17 protein-coding genes are annotated in these 19,835 nt (G+C 71.5%); 9 read left to right on the forward strand and 8 right to left on the reverse strand.

Annotation, left to right across the window (positions count from 1 at the left end):
- The first annotated feature begins 126 nt into the window (after positions 1-126).
- The 6 genes from ACFVUT_RS33725 to ACFVUT_RS33750 all read left to right on the forward strand — a co-directional run bounded on the left by ACFVUT_RS33725 (position 127) and on the right by ACFVUT_RS33750 (position 8,308).
- Positions 127-1,008, forward strand: coding sequence for a DUF2797 domain-containing protein (locus ACFVUT_RS33725; protein WP_389650934.1), 882 nt, complete (start codon positions 127-129; stop codon positions 1,006-1,008).
- Positions 1,009-1,183: 175 nt separating this feature from the next.
- Complete coding sequence (locus tag ACFVUT_RS33730) at positions 1,184-2,068, forward strand: amidohydrolase family protein (RefSeq protein WP_389650937.1); 885 nt, start codon at positions 1,184-1,186, stop codon at positions 2,066-2,068.
- Between the two features lie 214 nt (positions 2,069-2,282).
- A complete protein-coding gene (locus ACFVUT_RS33735) occupies positions 2,283-3,023 on the forward strand; it encodes a response regulator transcription factor (protein WP_389650940.1) in 741 nt (246 codons plus the stop codon).
- A gap of 4 nt (positions 3,024-3,027) precedes the next feature.
- The gene (locus tag ACFVUT_RS33740) at positions 3,028-4,617 is read left to right on the forward strand and encodes an ATP-binding protein (RefSeq protein ID WP_389650942.1); all 1,590 of its coding nucleotides are present in this window, start codon (positions 3,028-3,030) and stop codon (positions 4,615-4,617) included.
- Positions 4,618-4,643: 26 nt separating this feature from the next.
- Positions 4,644-6,092 (forward strand): glycosyltransferase, encoded by a 1,449-nt coding sequence (locus ACFVUT_RS33745; protein ID WP_389650945.1) that lies wholly within the window; start codon positions 4,644-4,646, stop codon positions 6,090-6,092.
- A complete protein-coding gene (locus tag ACFVUT_RS33750) occupies positions 6,089-8,308 on the forward strand; it encodes a glycosyltransferase family 39 protein (RefSeq protein ID WP_389650948.1) in 2,220 nt (739 codons plus the stop codon). Before ACFVUT_RS33745 ends, ACFVUT_RS33750 begins: the two co-directional genes overlap by 4 nt.
- Before the next feature lie 125 nt (positions 8,309-8,433).
- On the opposite strand, the gene ACFVUT_RS33755 is transcribed toward ACFVUT_RS33750, so the two are convergent.
- Positions 8,434-9,291 carry an endonuclease/exonuclease/phosphatase family protein gene (locus ACFVUT_RS33755; protein ID WP_389650951.1) on the reverse strand — a complete coding sequence of 286 codons (858 nt, stop codon included), beginning with the start codon at positions 9,289-9,291 and terminating at the stop codon, positions 8,434-8,436.
- Between the two features lie 128 nt (positions 9,292-9,419).
- Between ACFVUT_RS33755 and ACFVUT_RS33760 the strand changes: the two genes are divergently transcribed.
- Both ACFVUT_RS33760 and ACFVUT_RS33765 read left to right on the forward strand, forming a co-directional pair.
- On the forward strand, positions 9,420-10,949 hold the full coding sequence (locus ACFVUT_RS33760; protein WP_389650953.1) for an MFS transporter: 1,530 nt from the start codon (positions 9,420-9,422) through the stop codon (positions 10,947-10,949).
- Positions 10,950-11,043: 94 nt separating this feature from the next.
- Positions 11,044-11,805: a TetR/AcrR family transcriptional regulator gene (locus ACFVUT_RS33765; protein ID WP_389650956.1), complete on the forward strand. Its 762-nt coding sequence runs from the start codon at positions 11,044-11,046 to the stop codon at positions 11,803-11,805.
- Between the two features lie 21 nt (positions 11,806-11,826).
- Here ACFVUT_RS33765 and ACFVUT_RS33770 read toward each other — a convergent pair whose 3' ends face one another.
- From ACFVUT_RS33770 to ACFVUT_RS33790, 5 genes are all read right to left on the reverse strand, one after another.
- Entirely contained in the window at positions 11,827-12,792 is a 966-nt protein-coding gene (locus ACFVUT_RS33770) for an NAD(P)-dependent oxidoreductase (RefSeq protein ID WP_389650959.1), read from the reverse strand.
- Positions 12,793-12,827: 35 nt separating this feature from the next.
- Complete coding sequence (locus ACFVUT_RS33775) at positions 12,828-13,298, reverse strand: PPOX class F420-dependent oxidoreductase (RefSeq protein WP_389650961.1); 471 nt, start codon at positions 13,296-13,298, stop codon at positions 12,828-12,830.
- A 9-nt stretch (positions 13,299-13,307) separates the two neighbouring features.
- Positions 13,308-14,123: a YceI family protein gene (locus ACFVUT_RS33780; protein WP_389650964.1), complete on the reverse strand. Its 816-nt coding sequence runs from the start codon at positions 14,121-14,123 to the stop codon at positions 13,308-13,310.
- A gap of 154 nt (positions 14,124-14,277) precedes the next feature.
- Positions 14,278-16,785 carry an MFS transporter gene (locus ACFVUT_RS33785; RefSeq protein ID WP_389650966.1) on the reverse strand — a complete coding sequence of 836 codons (2,508 nt, stop codon included), beginning with the start codon at positions 16,783-16,785 and terminating at the stop codon, positions 14,278-14,280.
- A 23-nt stretch (positions 16,786-16,808) separates the two neighbouring features.
- On the reverse strand, positions 16,809-17,336 hold the full coding sequence (locus ACFVUT_RS33790; protein ID WP_389650969.1) for a MarR family winged helix-turn-helix transcriptional regulator: 528 nt from the start codon (positions 17,334-17,336) through the stop codon (positions 16,809-16,811).
- Positions 17,337-17,717: 381 nt separating this feature from the next.
- Here ACFVUT_RS33790 and ACFVUT_RS33795 point away from each other — a divergent pair, with 381 nt between their 5' ends.
- Positions 17,718-17,927, forward strand: coding sequence for a hypothetical protein (locus ACFVUT_RS33795; protein ID WP_389650971.1), 210 nt, complete (start codon positions 17,718-17,720; stop codon positions 17,925-17,927).
- 39 nt (positions 17,928-17,966) lie between these two features.
- Here ACFVUT_RS33795 and ACFVUT_RS33800 read toward each other — a convergent pair whose 3' ends face one another.
- Together ACFVUT_RS33800 and ACFVUT_RS33805 are read right to left on the reverse strand one after the other, a co-directional pair.
- Positions 17,967-18,746, reverse strand: a complete 780-nt coding sequence (locus ACFVUT_RS33800) for a hypothetical protein (protein ID WP_389650974.1) — start codon at positions 18,744-18,746, stop codon at positions 17,967-17,969.
- Positions 18,747-18,813: 67 nt separating this feature from the next.
- Positions 18,814-19,686, reverse strand: a complete 873-nt coding sequence (locus tag ACFVUT_RS33805) for an RNA polymerase sigma factor SigF (protein ID WP_389650977.1) — start codon at positions 19,684-19,686, stop codon at positions 18,814-18,816.
- Positions 19,687-19,835: the final 149 nt, after the last annotated feature.

Consider the following 19,835-nt stretch of genomic DNA (forward strand, 5'->3'; position numbering starts at 1 on the left):
CGGACCCTGCGGACCGGAAGGGTGCCGATTCGATTCGTGCGGGGTGCACAGTGGTCGCAGAACCCGGAATCCTCCGGAAGTCTCTCGGTATTCTCTCCGCCCGCATCGGAACACGGGAGTGCGCGCATGGGTTGGCAGTGCACCGGTCTGCGGTGGCCGGACGCGCAGGGGGCGCCCGTGCTGGGGTGGCGGCGGGGCCGTGCCGTACGGGGGAGTGCGCCGGCCTACGGGACGGAGCTCGGGTTCCGGGCCGTGGGGGAGCGGCGCTGTGTCGGGGCGCGCGGGAACGCGTGTCCGCTGAGTGCCGTGGTGTCGGGCCGGAGCACGGGGGCGCGGTGTCCTGAGTGTGCGCGGCTCGACCGGGCGCATTCGGTGGCCGCCGACACGATCGCCGACGACCCCCGGACGTACCGCGTGTATCTCGCATGGTTCGGGCCGGGGATGGTGAAGGCCGGGATCACCGCCGAGGAGCGGGAGGCGGCGCGGCTGCGGGAGCAGGGGGCCGTGGTGTTCAGCTGGCTGGGCCGGGGGCCGCTGATGGCGGCGCGGCGGACCGAGGAACTGCTCAGGTCGGCGCTCGGGGTGCCGGACCGGATCCCGTACGCGAGGAAGCGCGCCGTGCGCGCGGCGCTGCCGGGGGTGGCGGAGCGGCGGGCCGAGGTGGCGGAGGTCTACGGGCGGGCCGCGGCGCTGGAGGGGGCCGGGTGGCCCCGGACGCTGGAGCGGCTGCCGTTCGAGGCGGTCGATCATGCCGGGGTGTTCGGGCTGGACGGCGTGGTCGAGGTGACCCGGGCGGTCACCGAGTTGGTGGACGGGGGTGTGGTCGCCGGGCGGCTGGTGGCCGCGGCGGGGCCCGATCTGCATCTGGAGACGGTGACGGACGGAGTCGTGGTGCTGGACACCCGGCTGATGACCGGATGGGAACTGGTGGGTGCCGACGCGCGCGCGGGAGTGGGCGTGCCGGTGACCGACATCGGAGGCGGTGGCGTGCAGGACGGGCTGTTCTGAGATCGTCGGACCCTGACGGGTGAGATTCGGTCCTGACGCGCGAAGGCCGGTCCTGAAGGGTGAGGTCCGGTTCTGACGCGCGAAGGCCGGTCCCGACAGGTGAGGTCCGGTCCTGACAGGTGAGTTCCTGCCATGACGGGTGAATTCCTGCCCTGACGGCTGAGAGGGGTGCGTGATGCGGGGTGACGCCGACGATGTCGTGCGGTTCTGGGAACGGCTGGGGCTGCCCGGGATCATCGATGTCCATACGCACTTCATGCCGGACCGGGTCCTCCGCAAGGTCTGGGCGTACTTCGACTCCGCCGGGCCGCTGACGGGGATGGAGTGGCCGATCGCGTACCGCCACGACGAGGACGAACGCCTCGCGCTGCTGCGCTCGTTCGGTGTGCTCCGGTTCACCTCGATGCTCTATCCGCACAAGGCCGGGATGGCGGCCTGGCTGAACGGCTGGTCGGCGGACTTCGCGCGCCGGGTGCCGGAGTGCCTGCACACCGCGACGTTCTTCCCGGAGGAGGGCGTGGAGCGGTACGTGCGCGAGGCCGTGGAGGCGGGGGCACGGGTCTTCAAGTCGCACCTTCAGGTCGGCGCGTACGACGCGAACGACCCGCTGCTGGAGGCGGTGTGGGGGCTGCTCGCGGAGGCTGGGGTTCCGGTGGTGATGCACTGCGGCTCCGGGCCGGCGCCCGGCGCGTTCACCGGGCCCGAACCGATCGGCCGGCTGCTCGCCCGGCATCCGCGGCTGCCGCTGATCGTGGCGCATCTGGGGATGCCGGAGTACGCGGAGTTCCTGGCGCTCGCGGAGACGTACCCGCAGGTGCGGCTCGACACGACGATGGCGTTCACGGACTTCACGGAGGACGTCACACCGTTCCCGGTGTCCGAGCGGGGGCGGCTTTCGGCGCTCGGGGACCGGATTCTGCTGGGGACGGACTTCCCGAACATTCCGTATCCGTACGCGCATCAGCTGCACGCGCTGGAACGGCTGGAGTTGGGGGACGACTGGCTGCGCGCGGTCTGCCACGGGAACGCGAGCGCGCTCTTCGGCGTGGACGCGGACTGACGGGCCGGCGAAGCTCCGTGAGCCCAGCGAGGCTTCGTGAAGCCCAGCGAGGCTTCGTGGAGCCTGGCGACGTTCCGTGAAGCCCAAGGGCTGTCCCGTAGCCCTCAGCGAAGCTTCGTGAAGCTCCCTGAGCTCCCTCCGCGACGGCCGCATTCTCAGGTAATTCACAGATTCGGGAAAGGGCCCTCTCAGAGCGACCTCACAGGGTTGAGACATGACGACGACGACCTCGCCCCAGGGGCGTAACGAACTGCTGAGGGCCGACCGCAGCCCTGTCCGTGTGCTGGTGGTGGACGACGAGGCTCCGCTCGCTGAGCTGCTCTCCATGGCCCTGCGTTACGAGGGCTGGGAGGTCCGCAGCGCCGGGGACGGTGCCAGTGCCGTACGGACGGCGCGCGACTTCCGGCCCGACGCGGTGATCCTCGACGTGATGCTGCCCGACACGGACGGGTTCGCCGTGCTCGGCAGACTGCGCCGGGAGCTCTCCGAGGTCCCCGTCCTGTTCCTTACCGCGCGGGACGCGGTGGAGGACCGGATCGCCGGGCTGACGGCGGGCGGCGACGACTACGTCACCAAGCCGTTCAGCCTGGAGGAGGTCGTGGCGCGGCTGCGCGGGCTGATCCGGCGGTCCGGTACGGCGGCGGTGCGCAGCGAGTCGACGCTCGTCGTCGGCGATCTGGTCCTGGACGAGGACAGTCACGAGGTGAGCCGGGGCGGGGCGTCCATCCACCTCACGGCGACCGAGTTCGAACTGCTCCGCTTCCTGATGCGCAACCCGCGGCGGGTACTGAGCAAGGCACAGATCCTGGACCGGGTGTGGAACTACGACTTCGGCGGTCAGGCGAACGTCGTCGAGCTGTACATCTCGTACCTGCGCAAGAAGATCGACGCCGGACGGACGCCGATGATCCACACCCGGCGCGGGGCGGGATACCTCATCAAGCCCGGTGAATAGGCACGTGAGCGGGCGCAGGCGCGGGCGGGGTCCGTGGACGCTCCGGACCCGCCTCGTGGTCTCGGCGGTGACACTGATCGCCGTGGTCGCCGCGGTGATCGGATCGGTCACCACCATCGCCTACCGCACCTACATGTACGGCAAGCTCGACGACCAGCTGCACTCCATCGCCATGCGGGCCGCGAAGCCGCCGGGGGGCGGTGCGGGGCCGATGCCCGACGCCGCACCGCAGAGCGACGATCCGCTGGCCTTCGTCGACGCGCGCGGGCTGCCCGTCGGCGCCTTCGGCGCCGCTGTGGCGGACGACGGCTCGGTCACCGCGTCGCGGGTGGTCACGGAGAGTTCGACCACGCCGGAGCCGGGGGCCGAGGACACCGGATACCCGATGACCGGTGCCCAGCGCAGCGCCCTGGAGTCGGCGGACACGCCCGTCGGCGGCGGGGCGCGGAGCATCGATCTGCCCGGGCTCGGTGCCAGCCGGGTGGAGGCCGTCGCGGGCCCGCAGGGGACGACGTTCCTCGTCGGGATCCCCGCCACCGAGGTGGGCTCCGCCCTCACCACGCTGATCCTCGTCGAGGTCTGTGTCACCGGTGCCGGCCTGATCGCGGCCGGTATCGCGGGCGCCGCCATGGTCGGTGTCGCGCTGAGGCCGTTGCGCAGGGTCGCCGCGACCGCCACCCGGGTCTCCGAACTCCCGCTGCACAGCGGTGAGGTGGCTCCCCTGGAACGGGTTCCGGAGGCCGAGGCCGACCCGCGGACCGAGGTCGGACAGGTGGGCGCCGCACTCAACCGGATGCTGGGCCATGTCGGCTCGGCGCTGGCGGCGCGGCAGGAGAGCGAGATGCGGGTGCGCCAGTTCGTCGCGGACGCCAGTCACGAGCTGCGCACTCCGCTGGCCTCGATCCGGGGATACGCCGAGCTGACCCGGCGCGGCCGCGAGGAGACCGGCCCCGACACCCGGCACGCCCTGGGGCGGATCGAGTCCGAGGCGGAGCGGATGACGGGCATGGTGGAGGACCTGCTGCTGCTCGCCCGTCTGGACGCCGGGCGTCCGCTCAGTCAGGAGAGCACCGATCTGTCACCGGTCGTCGTCGACGCGGTGAGCGATGCCCGCGCCGCCGGGCACGGGGACCATCACTGGCGTCTCGAACTGCCGGACGAGCCCGCGATGGTGTACGGGGATTCGACCCGGCTCCATCAGGTCCTGGTCAATCTGCTGGCGAACGCCCGTACGCACACCCCGCCCGGCACCACCGTCACCGTGCGGGTGCGCGCCGTGGCCGGTCACCCCTGGGTGACGCTGGAGGTGCAGGACAACGGGCAAGGTATCCCGCCCCAGTTGCTGCCGCATGTCTTCGAACGGTTCGCGCGCGGTGACGCCTCGCGCTCCCGCCACGCGGGTTCCACCGGGCTCGGGCTCGCCATCGTGCAGGCCGTCGTCGCCGCGCACGGCGGCCGGGTCGAGGTGTCCTCGGTCCCGGGGCACACCGTGTTCGCCGTCCATCTGCCCGTGGTGCCCTCGGCTCATCCGCCCGCGGTTTCCCCGGCCCTGCCGCACTCACAGCAGGGGGACAGGCTCAACACATCGGCGTGACAGCGGCGCCCCCGAGAGTCGATGGCATGCGAACCGACACTCCTTGGAGCACCCTGCCGGCCCGGGACCACCTCCTCGCCGGAGCGGTCGATGCGGCAGGTGCGCCCGTACTCGATGTGGTGGTACCCGTCTACAACGAGGAGAAGGACCTCGAACCGTGTGTGCTGCGCCTGCACGACCATCTGGCACGCACCTTCCCGTACGCCTTCCGGATCACCGTCGCGGACAACGCGAGCACCGACCGGACCCCGCAGGTGGCGGCCCGGCTCGCGGCTCAGCTGCCCCGGGTGCGGTCGTACCGGCTGGAGGAGAAGGGCCGAGGACGGGCGCTGCGCACCGTCTGGACGCACTCGGACGCCCCGGTCCTGGCCTACATGGACGTCGACCTCTCCACCGACCTCAACGCGCTGCTGCCGCTGGTCGCCCCCCTGATCTCGGGCCACTCGGACCTGGCGATCGGCTCGCGGCTGGCCCGCAGCTCGCGGGTGGTGCGCGGATCGAAGCGGGAGTTCATCTCGCGCGCCTACAACCTCATCCTCCGCTCGTCGCTGGCCGCCCGGTTCAGCGACGCACAGTGCGGGTTCAAGGCCATCCGGCGCGAGGTCGCGCAGCGGCTGCTGCCGATGGTCGAGGACACGGGATGGTTCTTCGACACCGAGATGCTGGTGCTCGCCGAGCGCGCCGGGCTGCGGATCCACGAAGTGCCGGTCGACTGGGTCGACGATCCCGACTCCACCGTCCACATCGTGCGGACCGCGACCGAGGACCTGAAGGGCGTGTGGCGGGTGGGCCGGGCGCTGGCGGTCGGCGCCCTGCCACTGGACCGGCTGGCCAGGCCCTTCGGAGACGATCCGCGCGACCGCGCGCTGAGCGGGGTGCCGCGCGGCCTGGCCCGGCAGCTCGTGGGGTTCTGTGTCGTCGGCGCGCTCTCCACGCTCTTCTATCTCGCGCTGTACTCGCTCTTCCGGCTGGGCGTCGGCCCGCAGCTCGCCAACGGCGGCGCGCTGCTGGTGTCGGCCGTCGCCAATACGGCGGCCAACCGGAGGCTCACCTTCGGCGTACGCGGCCGGGGCGGAGCCGTACGCCACCAGGCACAGGGCCTGGTCGTCTTCGCCATCGGTCTGGCCCTGACCAGCGGCTCGCTGGCCGCTCTGGGAACGGCGTCCGGATCGCCGTCGCACACCACGGAACTCGCCGTGCTGATCGCGGCCAACCTCGCGGCGACGGTGCTGCGGTTCCTGCTCTTCCGCGCCTGGGTCTTCCCGGAGCGGGCCGCCGGACGGCACACGGCTCCCGCAGGCCCCGGAGCTCCCGCCCCGGCCGGGAGCCACACGGCTCACACCGTTCATACGGCCTCCGCAGCCCCCGCCCCGGCCGGGAGCCACACGGCTCACACAGCTCACACGGCTCCCGGGGCCCCGGCCCCGGCCGGGCGCGCCGACGACACTCACCACGAACTGGGGAACGTCCGATGACCACGCTGCACCCCGACCACCTCCCGGCTCCGCCGGACGCGCCGGCGCCCCCGCCACCGACACCCTCCGCCGGGGCCGGCCACGCACGCCCGCACATGCCTCCGACGCGACGGTTGTGGCGCGGCAGGCCCGAGGACCCGCGCTGGGCGCGGCCCGCCTTCCTGGTCATGCTGCTGGTCATCGGGCTCGCCTATCTGTGGAACCTCAGCGCCTCCGGGTACGCCAACTCCTTCTACAGCGCCGCCGTCCAGGCGGGCAGCCAGAGCTGGAAAGCCTTCTTCTTCGGTTCGCTGGACGCGGCCAACGCGATCACGGTCGACAAGCCGCCGGCCACGCTCTGGCCGATGGCCCTGTCGGTGCGGATCTTCGGCCTGAGCTCGTGGGCGATCCTGGTCCCGCAGGTGCTGATGGGGGTGGCCACGGCCGGGGTGCTGTACGCGGCCGTACGCCGCCGGTTCAACGCCGCCGCCGGACTGATCACGATGGCGGTGTTCGCGCTCACGCCCGTCGCCGCGCTGATGTTCCGCTTCAACAACCCGGACGCGCTGCTGGCGCTGCTGATGACCGTCACCGTCTACTGCGTGCTGCGCGCGATGGAGAACGGCCGGACCAAGTGGCTGGTGTGGGCGGGTGTCGCGGTCGGCTTCGCGTTCCTGTCCAAGACTCTTCAGGCGTTCCTGATCCTGCCGCCGCTGGCCGTGCTGTACGCGGTGTTCGCGCCGGTCTCCGTGCGCAAACGGTTCGGCCAGCTCGGGCTCTCCGCGCTGGCGATGATCGTCGCGGGCGGCTGGTGGGTGGCGATCGTCGAACTGTGGCCCGCCTCGTCGCGTCCGTACATCGGCGGTTCGCAGAACAACTCCTTCCTGGAGCTGACCTTCGGCTACAACGGCCTCGGCCGGATCAACGGTGACGAGACCGGCAGCGTGGGCGGGGGAGGCGGCGGCGGTGGCCAGGCCGGCGGGCAGTGGGGCGAGACCGGCATCGGCCGGATGTTCAACTCCGAGATCGGCAGCCAGATCTCCTGGCTGCTGCCCGCCGCGCTGATCCTGCTCGTCGCGGGCGTCTGGCTGACCTGGAGGGCGAAGCGGACCGACACCGCTCGCGCGGCGTTCCTCGCCTGGGGCGGCTCGCTGCTGATGACGGCCCTCGTCTTCAGCTTCATGGCCGGCATCTTCCACCAGTACTACACGGTCGCCCTCGCCCCGTACCTCGCGGCGCTCGTCGGCATGGGTGCCACGGTGCTGTGGGAGGAGCGGGCCAGGTGGTGGGCCGGCGCAGTGCTCGGTGTCACCGTCGCGGTGACCGCGCTCTGGTCGTACGTCCTGCTGGGGCGGACCCCGGACTACCTGCCGTGGCTGCGCTGGAGTGTCCTCGTCGGCGGGCTGGTGGGTGCGGTGGGTCTGCTGCTCGTCGCGCGTCTCGGGCGCCGGCTGGCGTTCGCGGTGGTGATGGTGAGCTGCGCGGCGTCGCTGGCGGGTCCGGCGGCGTACACCCTCAGTACGCTGAACACCGGGCACCAGGGATCGATCGTCACGGCCGGCCCGTCCGGCGGCGGCATGGGCGGACCCGGCGGCGGCAGGGGTGGCCCCGGCGGCGGTGGGATGCCCGGTGGCATGCAGCCTCCCGGCCAGGGCAACCAGCAGGGCGGAGGCCGGCAGGGCGGAGGGATGGGACAGCCTCCCACCGGCGGCCAGGGCGGCGGCCCCACCGGCCGGCAGGGCCAGGGCGGCAATCAGCAGAACGGGCAGCAGCCCGGAGGCATGCCCGGCACCGGCACCGGCACTGGCACCGCACCCGGTGGCATGGGCGAAGCCGGCGGTCCCGGCGGTGCCGGCGGCGGCATGGGCGGTCTCCTCAACGGCTCGTCCGTCAGCGCCGAGGCCGAGAAACTGCTGGAGAAGAACGCCGGGGACTACACCTGGGTCGCCGCCGCCATCGGTTCGCAGAACGCCGCGAGCTACCAACTCGCCACCGAGGACCCGGTGATGGCGATCGGCGGCTTCAACGGGAGTGACCCGTCCCCGACGCTCTCCCAGTTCAAGAAGTACGTCGAGGACGGCAGGATCCACTACTTCATCGCGGGCGGAATGGGCGGAGGCGGCGGCGACAGCGGCACCTCGTCCCAGATCTCCTCCTGGGTGGAGGAGAACTTCGAGGAGGTCACGGTCGGCAGCTCCACCTTCTACGACCTGACCCAGCCGAAGAGCGGCACATAGGGCTCAGCGACCTGACCCGGCCGAAGAGCCCGCACACAGGGCTCGGAAGAGCCGCACACAGGGCTCAGCGGTCCGGCCCGACAGGGCCCGGCGACCTGACCCGCCCGAAGCGCGGCACATCGGGCTCAGCGCCGCAGCAGCAGATCCGCGACGACCGGGCGGTGGTCCGAGGCAAGTGTCTCGGCCACCGCCGCGTCGCGTACCCGGACGGAATCCTTCGACACCGCCACGTAGTCGATCCGCTGCACCGGATCCTGCGCCGGGTAGGTCGGCCCGCCGGGCTCGATGTCCGTCAGTTCCCGCCACAGCGGCGAGAGTTCGGGAGCGGCGGGTGCCGCGTTGAAGTCGCCGAGCAGGATCTGCCGCACCTTCTGCCGTCCCGGTGCTGTGTCCTCGGCCATGATCCGGCGGGTGTCGGCGACCTGAGCGGTGCGTACGGAGGGGTCGGCGCGGTAGTCGAGATGCGTCACGTACACGTGCACGGGCAGCCCCTTCACCCGCAGGACCACCTCGCCGAAGCCGGGCGCGGGGGCCGGAACCGGGTTCGGATCCTGGGTGGAGAGCCGGGTGATGTCGTGGTTCTCGGCGCTCACGATCCGGTACCGGGACAGCACCGCGACCCCGAACTCGCGCCGGGCCTCGCCCGGCGCCTCCGGATCGAGGCTGTAGATCGGGGCGAACGAGACGTGCATGCCCAGCCGATCGGCCAACTCGGCCGCCAGATCGCGCCCTTCGCTGCGGGTGCCCCAGTGGACGTCGACCTCCTGCAGCCCGATCACATCGGCGTCCAGCGAGCGGAGTGCGGCCGTCTGGCGGTCGAGGTCGAAGACGTTGTCCATGCCCGCGCCCGCGTGGATGTTGTACGTGGCCACGCGCAGCGGCACCGTGTTCCCCTCTCCGGCGGCCGATGCGGGGGGCGCGAGGGCGGCCCCCAACAGGCCCGCCGTGACGAGTACTTCCACCGTGCGACGACGCAGTGACATACCACTCCAGTCCTTGTCGGATCAGCGGCGAGCACGGTATCGCGCGGAAATGAGCTGTGCACCGCACGAAGGCGGCTCTACGGTGTACATCTCATCCTCGTACACCGTATAAGGCATCAGGAGTCCGCATGACGGCGAACGCCGCCGAGCAGAACCACCTCCCGCCACCGAGACATCCGCAGCGCTGGCTGATCCTCGGAGTGATCTGCCTCGCCCAGCTCACCGTGCTGCTCGACAACACCGTGCTCAACGTCGCGATCCCCTCCCTCACCCGGGAGCTGGACGCCTCCACCGCCGATGTGCAGTGGATGATCAACGCCTATTCGCTGGTCCAGTCGGGTCTGCTGCTCACGGCGGGCAGTTCGGCCGACCGCTACGGCCGCAAGAAGATGCTCGTCGCGGGGCTCGCCCTGTTCGGTGCCGGCTCGCTGGTGGCGGGACTGGCCCAGTCCTCCGCCCAGTTGATCGCCGCCCGGGCGGGCATGGGCATCGGCGGTGCGCTGCTGATGACGACGACCCTGGCCGTTGTCGTGCAGATCTTCGACGACACGGAGCGGGTCAAGGCGATCGGTATCTGGTCCACCGTCAGTTCGCTCGGCTTCGCCGTCGGACCGCTGATCGGCGGAGTGATGCTCGACCACTTCTGGTGGGGCGCGATCTTCCTGATCAACATTCCCGTCGCGATCGTAGGTCTGGCCGCCGTCGTCCGGCTCGTCCCGGAGTCCAAGAACCCCCACGGCGAACGTCCCGACCTGTTCGGCGCGCTGCTCTCCACCATCGGCATGGCCTCCGTCGTGTACGCGATCATCTCCGGCCCGGAGCACGGCTGGACGTCGGGCCGGGTGCTGCTGACCGCCTTCGTCGGGGTCGCCGTCCTCACCGGGTTCGTGCTGTGGGAGCTGCACATCCCGTATCCGATGCTGGACATGCACTTCTTCCGGAACCAGAAGTTCATCGGGGCGGTCGCGGGCGCGATCCTGGTCGCGTTCGGGATGGGCGGCTCGCTGTTCCTGCTGACCCAGCAGCTCCAGTTCGTCCTCGGATACGGGCCGCTGGAGGCGGGCCTGCGCACGGCCCCGCTGGCCCTGAGCGTCATCGCGCTCAACCTCACCGGACTGGGGGCCAGGCTGGTGTCGAAGCTGGGCACGCCCGTCACCATCGGAGCCGGGATGAGCCTGCTGGCCGCGGGTCTCGCCGCGATCGCGCTGCTCGGCGGCGACGGCTACGGAGGCATGCTGTTCGGCCTGGTCGTGATGGGCGCCGGCATCGCGACCGCCGCGCCCGCCATGGCCAACGCGATCATGAGTGCCATTCCGCCGGAGAAGGCGGGCGTGGGCGCGGGGGTCAACGGCACGCTCGCCGAATTCGGCAACGGCCTGGGCGTCGCCGTTCTCGGCGCGGTGCTCAACTCGCGGTTCGCGACGCTCGTGCCCGCGGCCGTCGGGGCCGCCTCGTTGCCCGCCGCGCTCGCGTCGGCCACCGACGCCGGCGAGCGGGTGCGGATCGCGGACGCCTTCGCCTCGGGACTGGAGACGAGCCAACTGGTCGGAGCCGTGGCGGTGCTGGCCGGTGGGCTGCTGGCCGCGGTGCTTCTGCGCCGGGCGGAGCGGACCGAGTCCGCCCGGGTGGGCCCGGCCGGGTCGGAGGCGGCGGCATAGCATCGACGCGGGGCGCCTCGGACCGTATGAGTCCGCTTCGTGCGCACGGGTACGTATCCGATCCGTCCCGCCGGCAAGACGAGGAGAGTGCGCCATGGTGTCCGCGGCCGACCGTGTGAAGAGCCCCGCCAGGACCAGTGTGTGGCTGGACGAGCGGACGCCGTCGCGCGCCCGCAGACCGGACCAGCCGGCCGGCCTCGGCCGGGACAGGATCATCGCGGCGACGGTACGGCTGCTGGACGCCGAGGGCCTCGCCAAGTTCTCCATGCGCCGGCTCGCCGCCGAACTGAACGTCACCGCGATGTCCCTCTACTGGTACGTGGACACCAAGGACGATCTGCTGGAACTGGCCCTCGACTCGGTCTACAGCGAGATCGGGCCTCCTCACGAGGACGCGCACTGGCACGACCGGCTGCGCGAACTCGCCGTCTCCTACCGGGAACTGCTGGTCCGGCACGTCTGGGTGTCGCCGCTCGCCGGTCACTTCCTCAACATGGGCCCGCACTCGATGCTGTTCTCGCACGCCATGCAGGACGTGGTCCGGGCGACGGGTCTGCCGCTGCACCGGCAGACGGGCGCCCTGTCGGCGGTCTTCCAGTTCGTGTACGGATTCGGCACCATCGAGGCCCACTTCGTCCAGCGCAGCGCGGAGTCGGGGATCAGCCAGGACGAGTTCTTCCAGCAGGCGCTGAGCACCATACGGTCCCAGCCCCGGCTCAGCCGGATCGTCGAGTCCTCGCAGGACCTGATGGACGCGCGGGGCGGCGACACGGTCGAGGAGATGCGCGAGCGGGACTTCACCTTCGCCCTCGACCTGCTGATCGCGGGCATCGAGGCGATGAGGGACCGCCCTTAGGGCCCGGCCTCCCCGGCCCCCTCAGTACCCGCGCGCCACATCCACCGCCGTCTCCGGCAGCCGCCCCCGCGTCACCGCCTCCCAGCACGCGCCGAAGTCGACGACGATGTCCTCGTCCGTCGTGATGCCCGCCGAGTGCGAGGTGATCACCGTACGGGGGAGCCGCCAGCAGGGGTCGCCGGGCGGGGCGGGCTCCTCGGGCAGTACGTCGAGCACCGCTCGCCCCACCGCACCGGAGCGCAGCGCGGCCTCCAGTGCCCGCATGTCCACCGTCGCGCCCCGGCCGACATTGACGAAGGTGGCACCGCCCATGGCCGCGAAGCGGTCCGTTCCGAAGAACCCGTCCGTGGCGGGGGTCAGCGGCAGCGTGGAGACCACCCATCGCGCGGAGGCGAGTGGCCGCGCGTCGTCGGCCGCCCCGACGACCCGGTCGAAGCCCGCCGGCGGCGCCGTACGCGCCTCGCGCCCCACGCCCACGGTCCGGATGCCGCAGCCGCGCAGCGCGGCTGCGACAACCGAGCCGATGCGGCCGGTCCCGTAGACCACGGCCGTCCGGCCGGCGGCGAGCTCGGAGGGGATACGGCGCCACTCGGCCCGTGCGTGCTGGGCGGCGAACTCGGGGACGGACTGGCAGTCGGCGAGGACCCAGGCCAGTACGTACTGGGCGATCCGCTCCCCCATGCGGCCCACCGTCCGGGTGAGCAGCGCACCGGACGGCCACGGTCCGGCGGCGAGCAGGGCGTCCGTGCCGGCGTTCACGCTGTGGAACCACACCAGCGGACCGTTCCGCAGCGCGTCCGGCAGCGAGGCCCCGACGCAGAGGAAGGGCTCCTCCGGGGCCGTGCCGGAGAAGCCCTGTTCCACGGGGCGGCCGGTGATCCGCTCCAGCTCGCGGACGACGTCGGCGCTCACCGTCGGTGCCGCCAGCAGCCGGGCCCGCGCGAGCAGGGCCGGCGCCGGAACGTGTTCACGCGGCGGGGAGGACATCGGGGACGGGATCCGGGAACGCATCCGGGAAGCGGTCAGCCGTCGGACGCCAGGCGGGCGGGGAAGCCGCCGGTGGCCAGGGGGCCCCAGCGCTCCGGAGTGATCCGGATGATCGACTTCCCCTGCTTCACCATCGCCGCCCGGTACTCGTCCCAGTCCGGGTGCTCACCCGAGATGTTCCGGAAGTACTCGACGAGCGGCTCGACCGAGTCCGGTGAGTCGATCACCTCGGCCGAGCCGTCGATCTGTACCCACGGCCCGTTCCAGTCGTCGGACAGGACGATCACGCTGACGCGTGCGTCCCGTTTCGCGTTGCGGGTCTTGGCCCGTTCGGGGTAGGTCGAGACGACGATCCGCCCCGAGTCGTCGACGCCGCAGGTCAACGGGGAGCCCTGGGGGCGGCCGTCGGACCGGGTGGTCAGCAGGACCGCCCGGTGCCTGGGCCGTACGAAAGCGAGCAACTCGTCGAGTTCCACGGCGGTGTTCGTCGCGATGTGGGGTGCCATGTCCGCAGACTACGACGGCAGGGAGTCACCCTGCACGGCCTGGATGTCCAGCTCCACCCGCAGCGTCGTTCCGATCGCCGAGATGCCCGCCTGCACCACCTGGTTGTAGTTCATCGCGAAGTCGTCGCGGCGCAGCTCGGCCGTGGCGCCGAACGCCGCGCGCGTACCGCCCCACGGGTCGGGGCCGGTGCCCAGGTAGCTCAGGTCCAGGTCGACGGCGCGCGCGACACCGTGCATCGTCAGCTCGCCGTGCACGGTCCAGCGGTCGGGACCGGCCGGCTCCAGCCCTTCGGAGCGGTACGTGATCTCCGGGAACCGGTCCGAGTCCAGGAAGTCCGGCGAGCGCAGGTGCTTGTCGCGCATGCCGTTGCCGGTGTCGATGCTGGCCGCGCTGATCACGGCGTCGACCCGGGACCGCTGCACGTCGTCCGCGATCTCGATCCGGCCGCTGAACTCGGTGAACCGGCCGCGCACGCTGGAGATGCCCAGGTGCTGCGCGACCGCGGCCACCGAGCAGTGCGCCGGGTCCAGCGACCAGGCGCCCGGCGGCGGGAGCTCCACACCGCCCTGGCGGGTCAGCACCACGGTGCCGGCCTCGACCCGCCCGCTCGCCGTGACGAGCGCGGTGGAGGCGGCGGGGGCGTACCCGACCGCGGTGACGATCACTGTGTACGCGCCGGCCTGCAGGGGGGTGTCGGTCAGCACCGCCCCGTCCTCGTCGGCGGCGGCCCGCAGCACCTGTGTGCCGGTCATGTCGGTGACCGTCACGACCGCGTGCTGGACCGCCCAGCCGTCCCGCGTCCGTACCTGTGCGCGAAGTCCCATCCCGTTTTCTCTCCTTGCTCCATGACTCAATGAGTCGGGCCCCGGGGCGGGGACGGCAGGCCGTCCCCTGCCTGCCGTCCCCGCCACCGGGGCCCATTTCCACCGGCCGGTACAGCGTCTCCGCTCGAAACGCCGACCCGCCAGGGGTCTGTGGTTACTCGCCGGGGTGGGCGAGCTCGATGTCGTGGCCGTCGACCCCGCGACCGGCCACGGTGAGCGCGCCGGCCACCGGCGGGTAGCCGGTCGCGATGACCGAGTACTCGCCCGCGTCCAGGTCGGCGAAGGCGTACGCCCCGTCCTGGCCGGTCGTGGCCGTGGCGACGACATTGCCCGCCGCGTCGACCAGCGTGACCCGGGCGTCCGGCAGCGGGGCCCGGACGGAACCGGCCCGCACGACGCCCTGCACCAGCGCACCGGACTGCAGCGCGGCCTCGATCCGGGTGACACCCTGGGCGGCGATCTCCACCGGCAGCGCCAGCGGACGGAACCCGGTGGCGTTCACCGCGACGGTCACCGAACCGGGGACCAGTTCACCGAAGGTGAACTCGCCCGTCTCGCCGGACTTGCCGGTGGCCAGCACATCACCGCGCACATCGGTCACGATGACCATGGCGCCCTCGACCGGTGCGGAGGTCTCGGCGGTCCGCACGGTCCCGGCCAGGCCGCTCGTACCGGAGAGCAGGATGTCGTACGCCAGCGGTTCCTCGGCGACGACCACGGTGGACGCCTGCGGCTGGAAGCCGTCGGCGGAGGCGATCAGGACGTAGCTGCCGGTGCCCGGCGCGTCCAGACCGTAGCTGCCGTCGGCCTGGGCGACGGAGCGCCCCAGCTGTCGGCCGGCCAGCGAGATCAGCGTGACGGCGGCCCGGGCGACGGGTGCGCCGTCGGCGCCGCGCACCACACCGTGGACGGCCGTGCCCTGCCGGGTGGTGACCGGGGCCTCCAGGGTGGCGACCGGCGAGGCCGACGCGACCGGAGCGACGGCGGCAGTGGCGACGGCCGGGGCCGCGGCACCGACGGCCACCAGTGCGTCGACCGGCTCCGCGACGGGGGCCTCGGCCGTGGCCGCGGTTTCGTTCGCGGAGTTCGTCTTCAACGCGACCTCCTTGATGAAGATCGTGACGATGAAGGCGATCAGCGCGGCCGGGGCTGCGTACAGGAAGACGTCGCCGACACCGTGCCCGTAGGCACTCTCCACGACCGTACGGAACGGCGCGGGCAGCTTGTCCAGGTCGGGGATGCCCCCGCCGCCGGTGCCGCCGTGGCCGAAGGCCGCGCCCTTGGGACCGAGCTCGGCGAGGCCGTCCTTGACGTAGTGCGTGACGCGGTTCGCCATGACGGCGCCCAGCGCCGAGACGCCGATCGCACCGCCGAGGGAACGGAAGAAGGTGACGACGGAGCTGGCCGACCCGAGGTCGGACGGAGCGACCTGGTTCTGCGTGGCGAGCACCAGGTTCTGCATCATCATGCCGATGCCGAGACCCATGACGGCCATGTAGATCGCGATGTGCCAGTACTGCGTGTCGTACCGGATGGTGCCCAGCAGTCCGAGCCCGGCGGTGACCAGGAAGCCACCGCTGACCAGCCAGGCCTTCCAGCGGCCGGTCTTGGTGATGATCTGGCCGGAGACCGTCGAGGAGACGAACAGGCCCACGATCATCGGGATGGTCATGACGCCGGACATCGTCGGCGACTTGCCGCGCGCCAGCTGGAAGTACTGGCTGAAGAAGACGGTGCCCGCGAACATCGCGATACCGACGAACAGCGAGGCCACCGACGCCAGCGTGATGGTGCGGTTGCGGAAGAGGCGCAGCGGGATGATCGGCTCGCTGGCCCTGGACTCGACGGCGACGAAGAGCGCCACGAGCGCGGCCGAGCCGATGAGCATCGCCGCGGTCTGCCAGGAGAGCCAGTCGTACTTGTCGCCCGCGAAGGTCACCCAGAGGAGCAGCAGCGACACGGCGGCGCTGATGAAGAAGGCGCCCCACCAGTCGACCTTGACGTCACGCTTCACGACCGGGAGCTTCAGGGTCTTCTGGAGCACGATCAGCGCGATGACGGCGAACGGCACACCGACGTAGAAGCACCAGCGCCAGCCCATCCAGCTGGTGTCGGTGATGACACCGCCGAGCAGCGGACCACCGACGGTGGCGACGGCGAACACCGCACCGATGTATCCGCTGTAGCGCCCGCGCTCGCGCGGGGAGATCATCGCCGCCATCACGATCTGCGCGAGGGCGGAGAGACCGCCGACGCCGATGCCCTGGACGACACGGCAGGCGATCAGCATGCCGCTGCTGGTCGACAGACCGGCGACGACCGAGCCCGCGACGTAGATGACGAGTGCTATCTGGACCAGCAGCTTCTTGCTGAACAGGTCGGAGAGCTTGCCCCACAGGGGGGTGGTGGCGGTCATTGCCAGCAGCGAGGCCGTGACGACCCAGGTGTAGGCGCTCTGGCCGCCGCCGAGGTCGGAGATGATCTCCGGAAGGGCGTTGGAGACGACGGTCGACGACAGGATCGCGACGAACATGCCGAGCATGAGCCCGGCCAGTGCTTCCATGATCTGCCGGTGTGTCATCGGCGCGCCGGACGAGGTATCGGATGATCCCCCGTGCTTGGCGTGGCCGCCCCGCACACCGGTCGGTGTGGTCGTAGCCATTGAGTTCCTTGTCTTTGCTTCTGTTACACGGGTGTACGGGTGTGCGATTCGTTGTCACTGTCGCTGTCGGCGGCCCGGGTACGGCAGTCGCCGATGTGCTTCCCGGGGGCGCAACCGCCGGGGCCGCGACAGGCGAAGCTGTCGCGCAGCCGGGCCAGCAGCGTGTTGAGCCGGCCGACGTCGTCGTCGGACCAGTCGGAGAGGTTGTGGACGAACATTTCGGTGACCCGTTGGTTCAGGCCGCTGAGCAGGTCGCGTCCGGCGGGGGTCAGCCGCAGGATCCGGGACCGCTTGTCCGCGGGGTCGTGGGATCGCTCGATCCAGCCGCGCTCTGCCACATGGGCGACATGTCGGCTGGTCACAGACATGTCGATGGCCATCAGTTCGGCCAGTCGGCTGATCCGCATCTCACCGTGTTCACGGAGAAGCGCCAGTACGGCGGCGGAGCCGGCGGGGCATTCGGCGGGCAGTGTGCGGGCGAGTCCTCGCTTGACGACCCCGATGGCGCTGAGCTGCCGGGCCAGTTCCTCGTACTGACTTCGTACGGCCACGGGCCCCCCAGACATTTCACCGGTTCATCTTGTTGCTTAGGGCAACCATAGAAGCCGTTGGTTGCTGAAGGCAAACGAAAAAGGGCTTGCAGGAGTAAAGGAACGCAAAAGGCTCCGTAGGGCTTGAGTCAAAGCCCCAGCGTGTGCGGGGGTGAATCGCGGCGAGTGTGTCTCGTGCCACAGGTGGGGCAGTCGAGTGTTCGATAAGGGTTGATTTGTCGGACGGCCCCGTCGCGTGGACGAGCGGAGGTACCGGGCGGTCGGGCACGGGCGATGCGCGCAGGGGTACGGAGCGCCCGCGCGGGCCCGCCGCCCTCGGCCACGGCCCTCCGGCGACCCGGGGGTTGGGCCCCCACGCCGAGTTCGCTAGGGTCCTGGCCCATGGCACACAACCCCCACGCCCCGCAGGGCCCCGAGGGCAACCACGACCCGGCCGGCAGCACCCAGATGTTCCGCGCCTTCGTCGACGAGGGCGAGCCGCAGCGTCGGCAGCAGCCGGCCGCCTCGTCCGGACCGAGGACCGGGGTGATCGTCACCGTCGTCGCGGTGGTCGTCGTCCTCGCGGCGGTCGCCTGGCTCGCGCTCGGCTGACCGGCGTACCGATTCCTCCGTACCTTCCGCTTCCACCTGTCACTCCGATACGGCGGTGACCTCCCGGGTCTCGACATGCATGCCCAGGGGCACCCGCCAGGCGTCCACACAGACGGTGTACGTCTTCGTCCGGGCCGCTCCCGCGTCGATCGGCGCGGGCAGCGGCCCGGACGTCTCCACGGTCGCCCAGTCGATCCCCAGCCCGCCGACGACGTGTGTGGCGAAGGTGACGGTCCCCGACGACGCCGGCGATCCTCCGGTGTTGCGGAACTCCACGGTCACCTTCTCGCACCAGCGCTCGTCCGCGGCCGCCCGCTCGGGAGCGCCCGCCACCAGCACGGCAGGCCCCGCGGGTGCGCCGGAGCCGGGAGCCGACGGGGTCGCGGGGGCCGTGGAGCCGGGAGCCGACGGGGACGGGGCCGTGGAAGGGCCCGTGCCGCCGCTCTCGCCGGTAGCGCCGCCCTTGCCGTCCGTTGCGGGCGACCGGGCGGCCCCGCCCTCCGCGGTGCTCGCATCCGCGGGGCCCTCGCCCGTGGCGGAGGCAGCCGACGCGGGTCCGTCGACGCCGGCCCGGCCCCCGGTGCTCCCGCCGCCCCCACCACCCTTGTCCAGCGGCACCAGCGTCACCTCTCCCGACGGCGCCGCGGCCCCCGACGGCGCTCTCCCGGCGTCCGTGCCCGCCGCGCCGACCGCCACGTATCCGTCGTTCGCCGTCCCGCCGCCGCAGGCGGCCAGCGCACCGCCCAGACACAGCACGGCCGCCGAGGCGGCGATCACGGTGCCTCGGCGGCCGGTCGAGTGGAGCATCTGACGTCGCATCGCGCCAGTGTGGCTGACGGGCCGTCAAATATGAACCCTCGCGTGACGGTGCGGCGTTCCACGGCGGTCAGTCTGCGATGAGCCCTTCCCTGAGCTGTGCGAGCGTGCGGGTCAGCAGGCGGGAGACGTGCATCTGCGAGATGCCGACCTCCTCGCCGATCTGCGACTGCGTCATGTTGGCGAAGAACCGCAGCATGATGATCTGGCGTTCGCGGGGCGGGAGCTTGGCCAGCAGGGGCTTGAGCGACTCGCGGTACTCGACGCCCTCCAGTGCCGAGTCCTCGTATCCGAGCCGGTCCGCGAGAGAGCCCTCGCCGCCGTCGTCCTCGGGCGAGGGGGAGTCCAGTGAGGAAGCGGTGTACGCGTTGCCGACGGCCAGTCCGTCGACCACGTCCTCCTCGGAGACGCCGAGCGCCTTGGCCAGTTCGGGCACGGTCGGCGAGCGGTCGAGCTTCTGGGCGAGCTCGTCGCTGGTCTTGGTCAGCGCGAGCCGCAGCTCCTGGAGCCGGCGCGGGACGCGCACCGACCACGAGGTGTCGCGGAAGAAGCGTTTGATCTCCCCGACGACGGTCGGCATCGCGAACGTCGGGAATTCCACGCCCCGTTCGCAGTCGAACCGGTCGATGGCCTTGATCAGGCCGATCGTGCCGACCTGGACGATGTCCTCCATCGGCTCGTTGCGGCTCCGGAACCGCGCCGCGGCGTAGCGCACCAGCGGGAGGTTGAGCTCGATGAGTGTGTCCCGTACATAGGCGCGCTCCGGGCTGTCCGTTCCCTCGGGGCCCGGTGCGGGCCCCAGCGCGGCGAGCCGCAGGAACAGGGAGCGGGACAGAGTACGGGTGTCGATGGCTTCCGACGAGCTGGTGAGCCCGACGGGTGCGGGTGCGGGTGCGCTCTTCGTGAGCGTGAGCACCTTCGAGCTGCCCTGTTCTGCGGACATGCCACCCCCTTGAGGTCGCGGACGGTCGCGTTGAGCCGCGACCATCGGAGGAACGCAGCCTCCACCTGAATACCGGAGGCGAGGCCACGGCAAACGCGGTTCCAGCAGAATGTCACATGTCGGCAACACGCTGTAGTGACATGTCGACA

The sequence above is a fragment of the Streptomyces sp. NPDC058051 genome (assembly GCF_042885475.1).
Classification (GTDB): Bacteria; Actinomycetota; Actinomycetes; order Streptomycetales; family Streptomycetaceae; genus Streptomyces.

Bases quoted from the DNA above. Each gene is read 5' to 3' on its own strand.
- ACFVUT_RS33765 (WP_389650956.1), top strand. From the start codon at position 11,044: ATGGTGTCCGCGGCCGACCGTGTGAAGAGCCCCGCCAGGACCAGTGTG.
- ACFVUT_RS33780 (WP_389650964.1), bottom strand. From the start codon at position 14,123: ATGGGACTTCGCGCACAGGTACGGACGCGGGACGGCTGGGCGGTCCAG.
- ACFVUT_RS33805 (WP_389650977.1), bottom strand. From the start codon at position 19,686: ATGTCCGCAGAACAGGGCAGCTCGAAGGTGCTCACGCTCACGAAGAGC.
- ACFVUT_RS33735 (WP_389650940.1), top strand. From the start codon at position 2,283: ATGACGACGACGACCTCGCCCCAGGGGCGTAACGAACTGCTGAGGGCC.
- ACFVUT_RS33770 (WP_389650959.1), bottom strand. From the start codon at position 12,792: ATGTCCTCCCCGCCGCGTGAACACGTTCCGGCGCCGGCCCTGCTCGCG.
- ACFVUT_RS33755 (WP_389650951.1), bottom strand. From the start codon at position 9,291: ATGTCACTGCGTCGTCGCACGGTGGAAGTACTCGTCACGGCGGGCCTG.
- ACFVUT_RS33800 (WP_389650974.1), bottom strand. From the start codon at position 18,746: ATGCGACGTCAGATGCTCCACTCGACCGGCCGCCGAGGCACCGTGATC.
- ACFVUT_RS33745 (WP_389650945.1), top strand. From the start codon at position 4,644: ATGCGAACCGACACTCCTTGGAGCACCCTGCCGGCCCGGGACCACCTC.
- ACFVUT_RS33725 (WP_389650934.1), top strand. From the start codon at position 127: ATGGGTTGGCAGTGCACCGGTCTGCGGTGGCCGGACGCGCAGGGGGCG.
- ACFVUT_RS33730 (WP_389650937.1), top strand. From the start codon at position 1,184: ATGCGGGGTGACGCCGACGATGTCGTGCGGTTCTGGGAACGGCTGGGG.
- ACFVUT_RS33795 (WP_389650971.1), top strand. From the start codon at position 17,718: ATGGCACACAACCCCCACGCCCCGCAGGGCCCCGAGGGCAACCACGAC.
- ACFVUT_RS33775 (WP_389650961.1), bottom strand. From the start codon at position 13,298: ATGGCACCCCACATCGCGACGAACACCGCCGTGGAACTCGACGAGTTG.
- ACFVUT_RS33760 (WP_389650953.1), top strand. From the start codon at position 9,420: ATGACGGCGAACGCCGCCGAGCAGAACCACCTCCCGCCACCGAGACAT.
- ACFVUT_RS33750 (WP_389650948.1), top strand. From the start codon at position 6,089: ATGACCACGCTGCACCCCGACCACCTCCCGGCTCCGCCGGACGCGCCG.
- ACFVUT_RS33785 (WP_389650966.1), bottom strand. From the start codon at position 16,785: ATGGCTACGACCACACCGACCGGTGTGCGGGGCGGCCACGCCAAGCAC.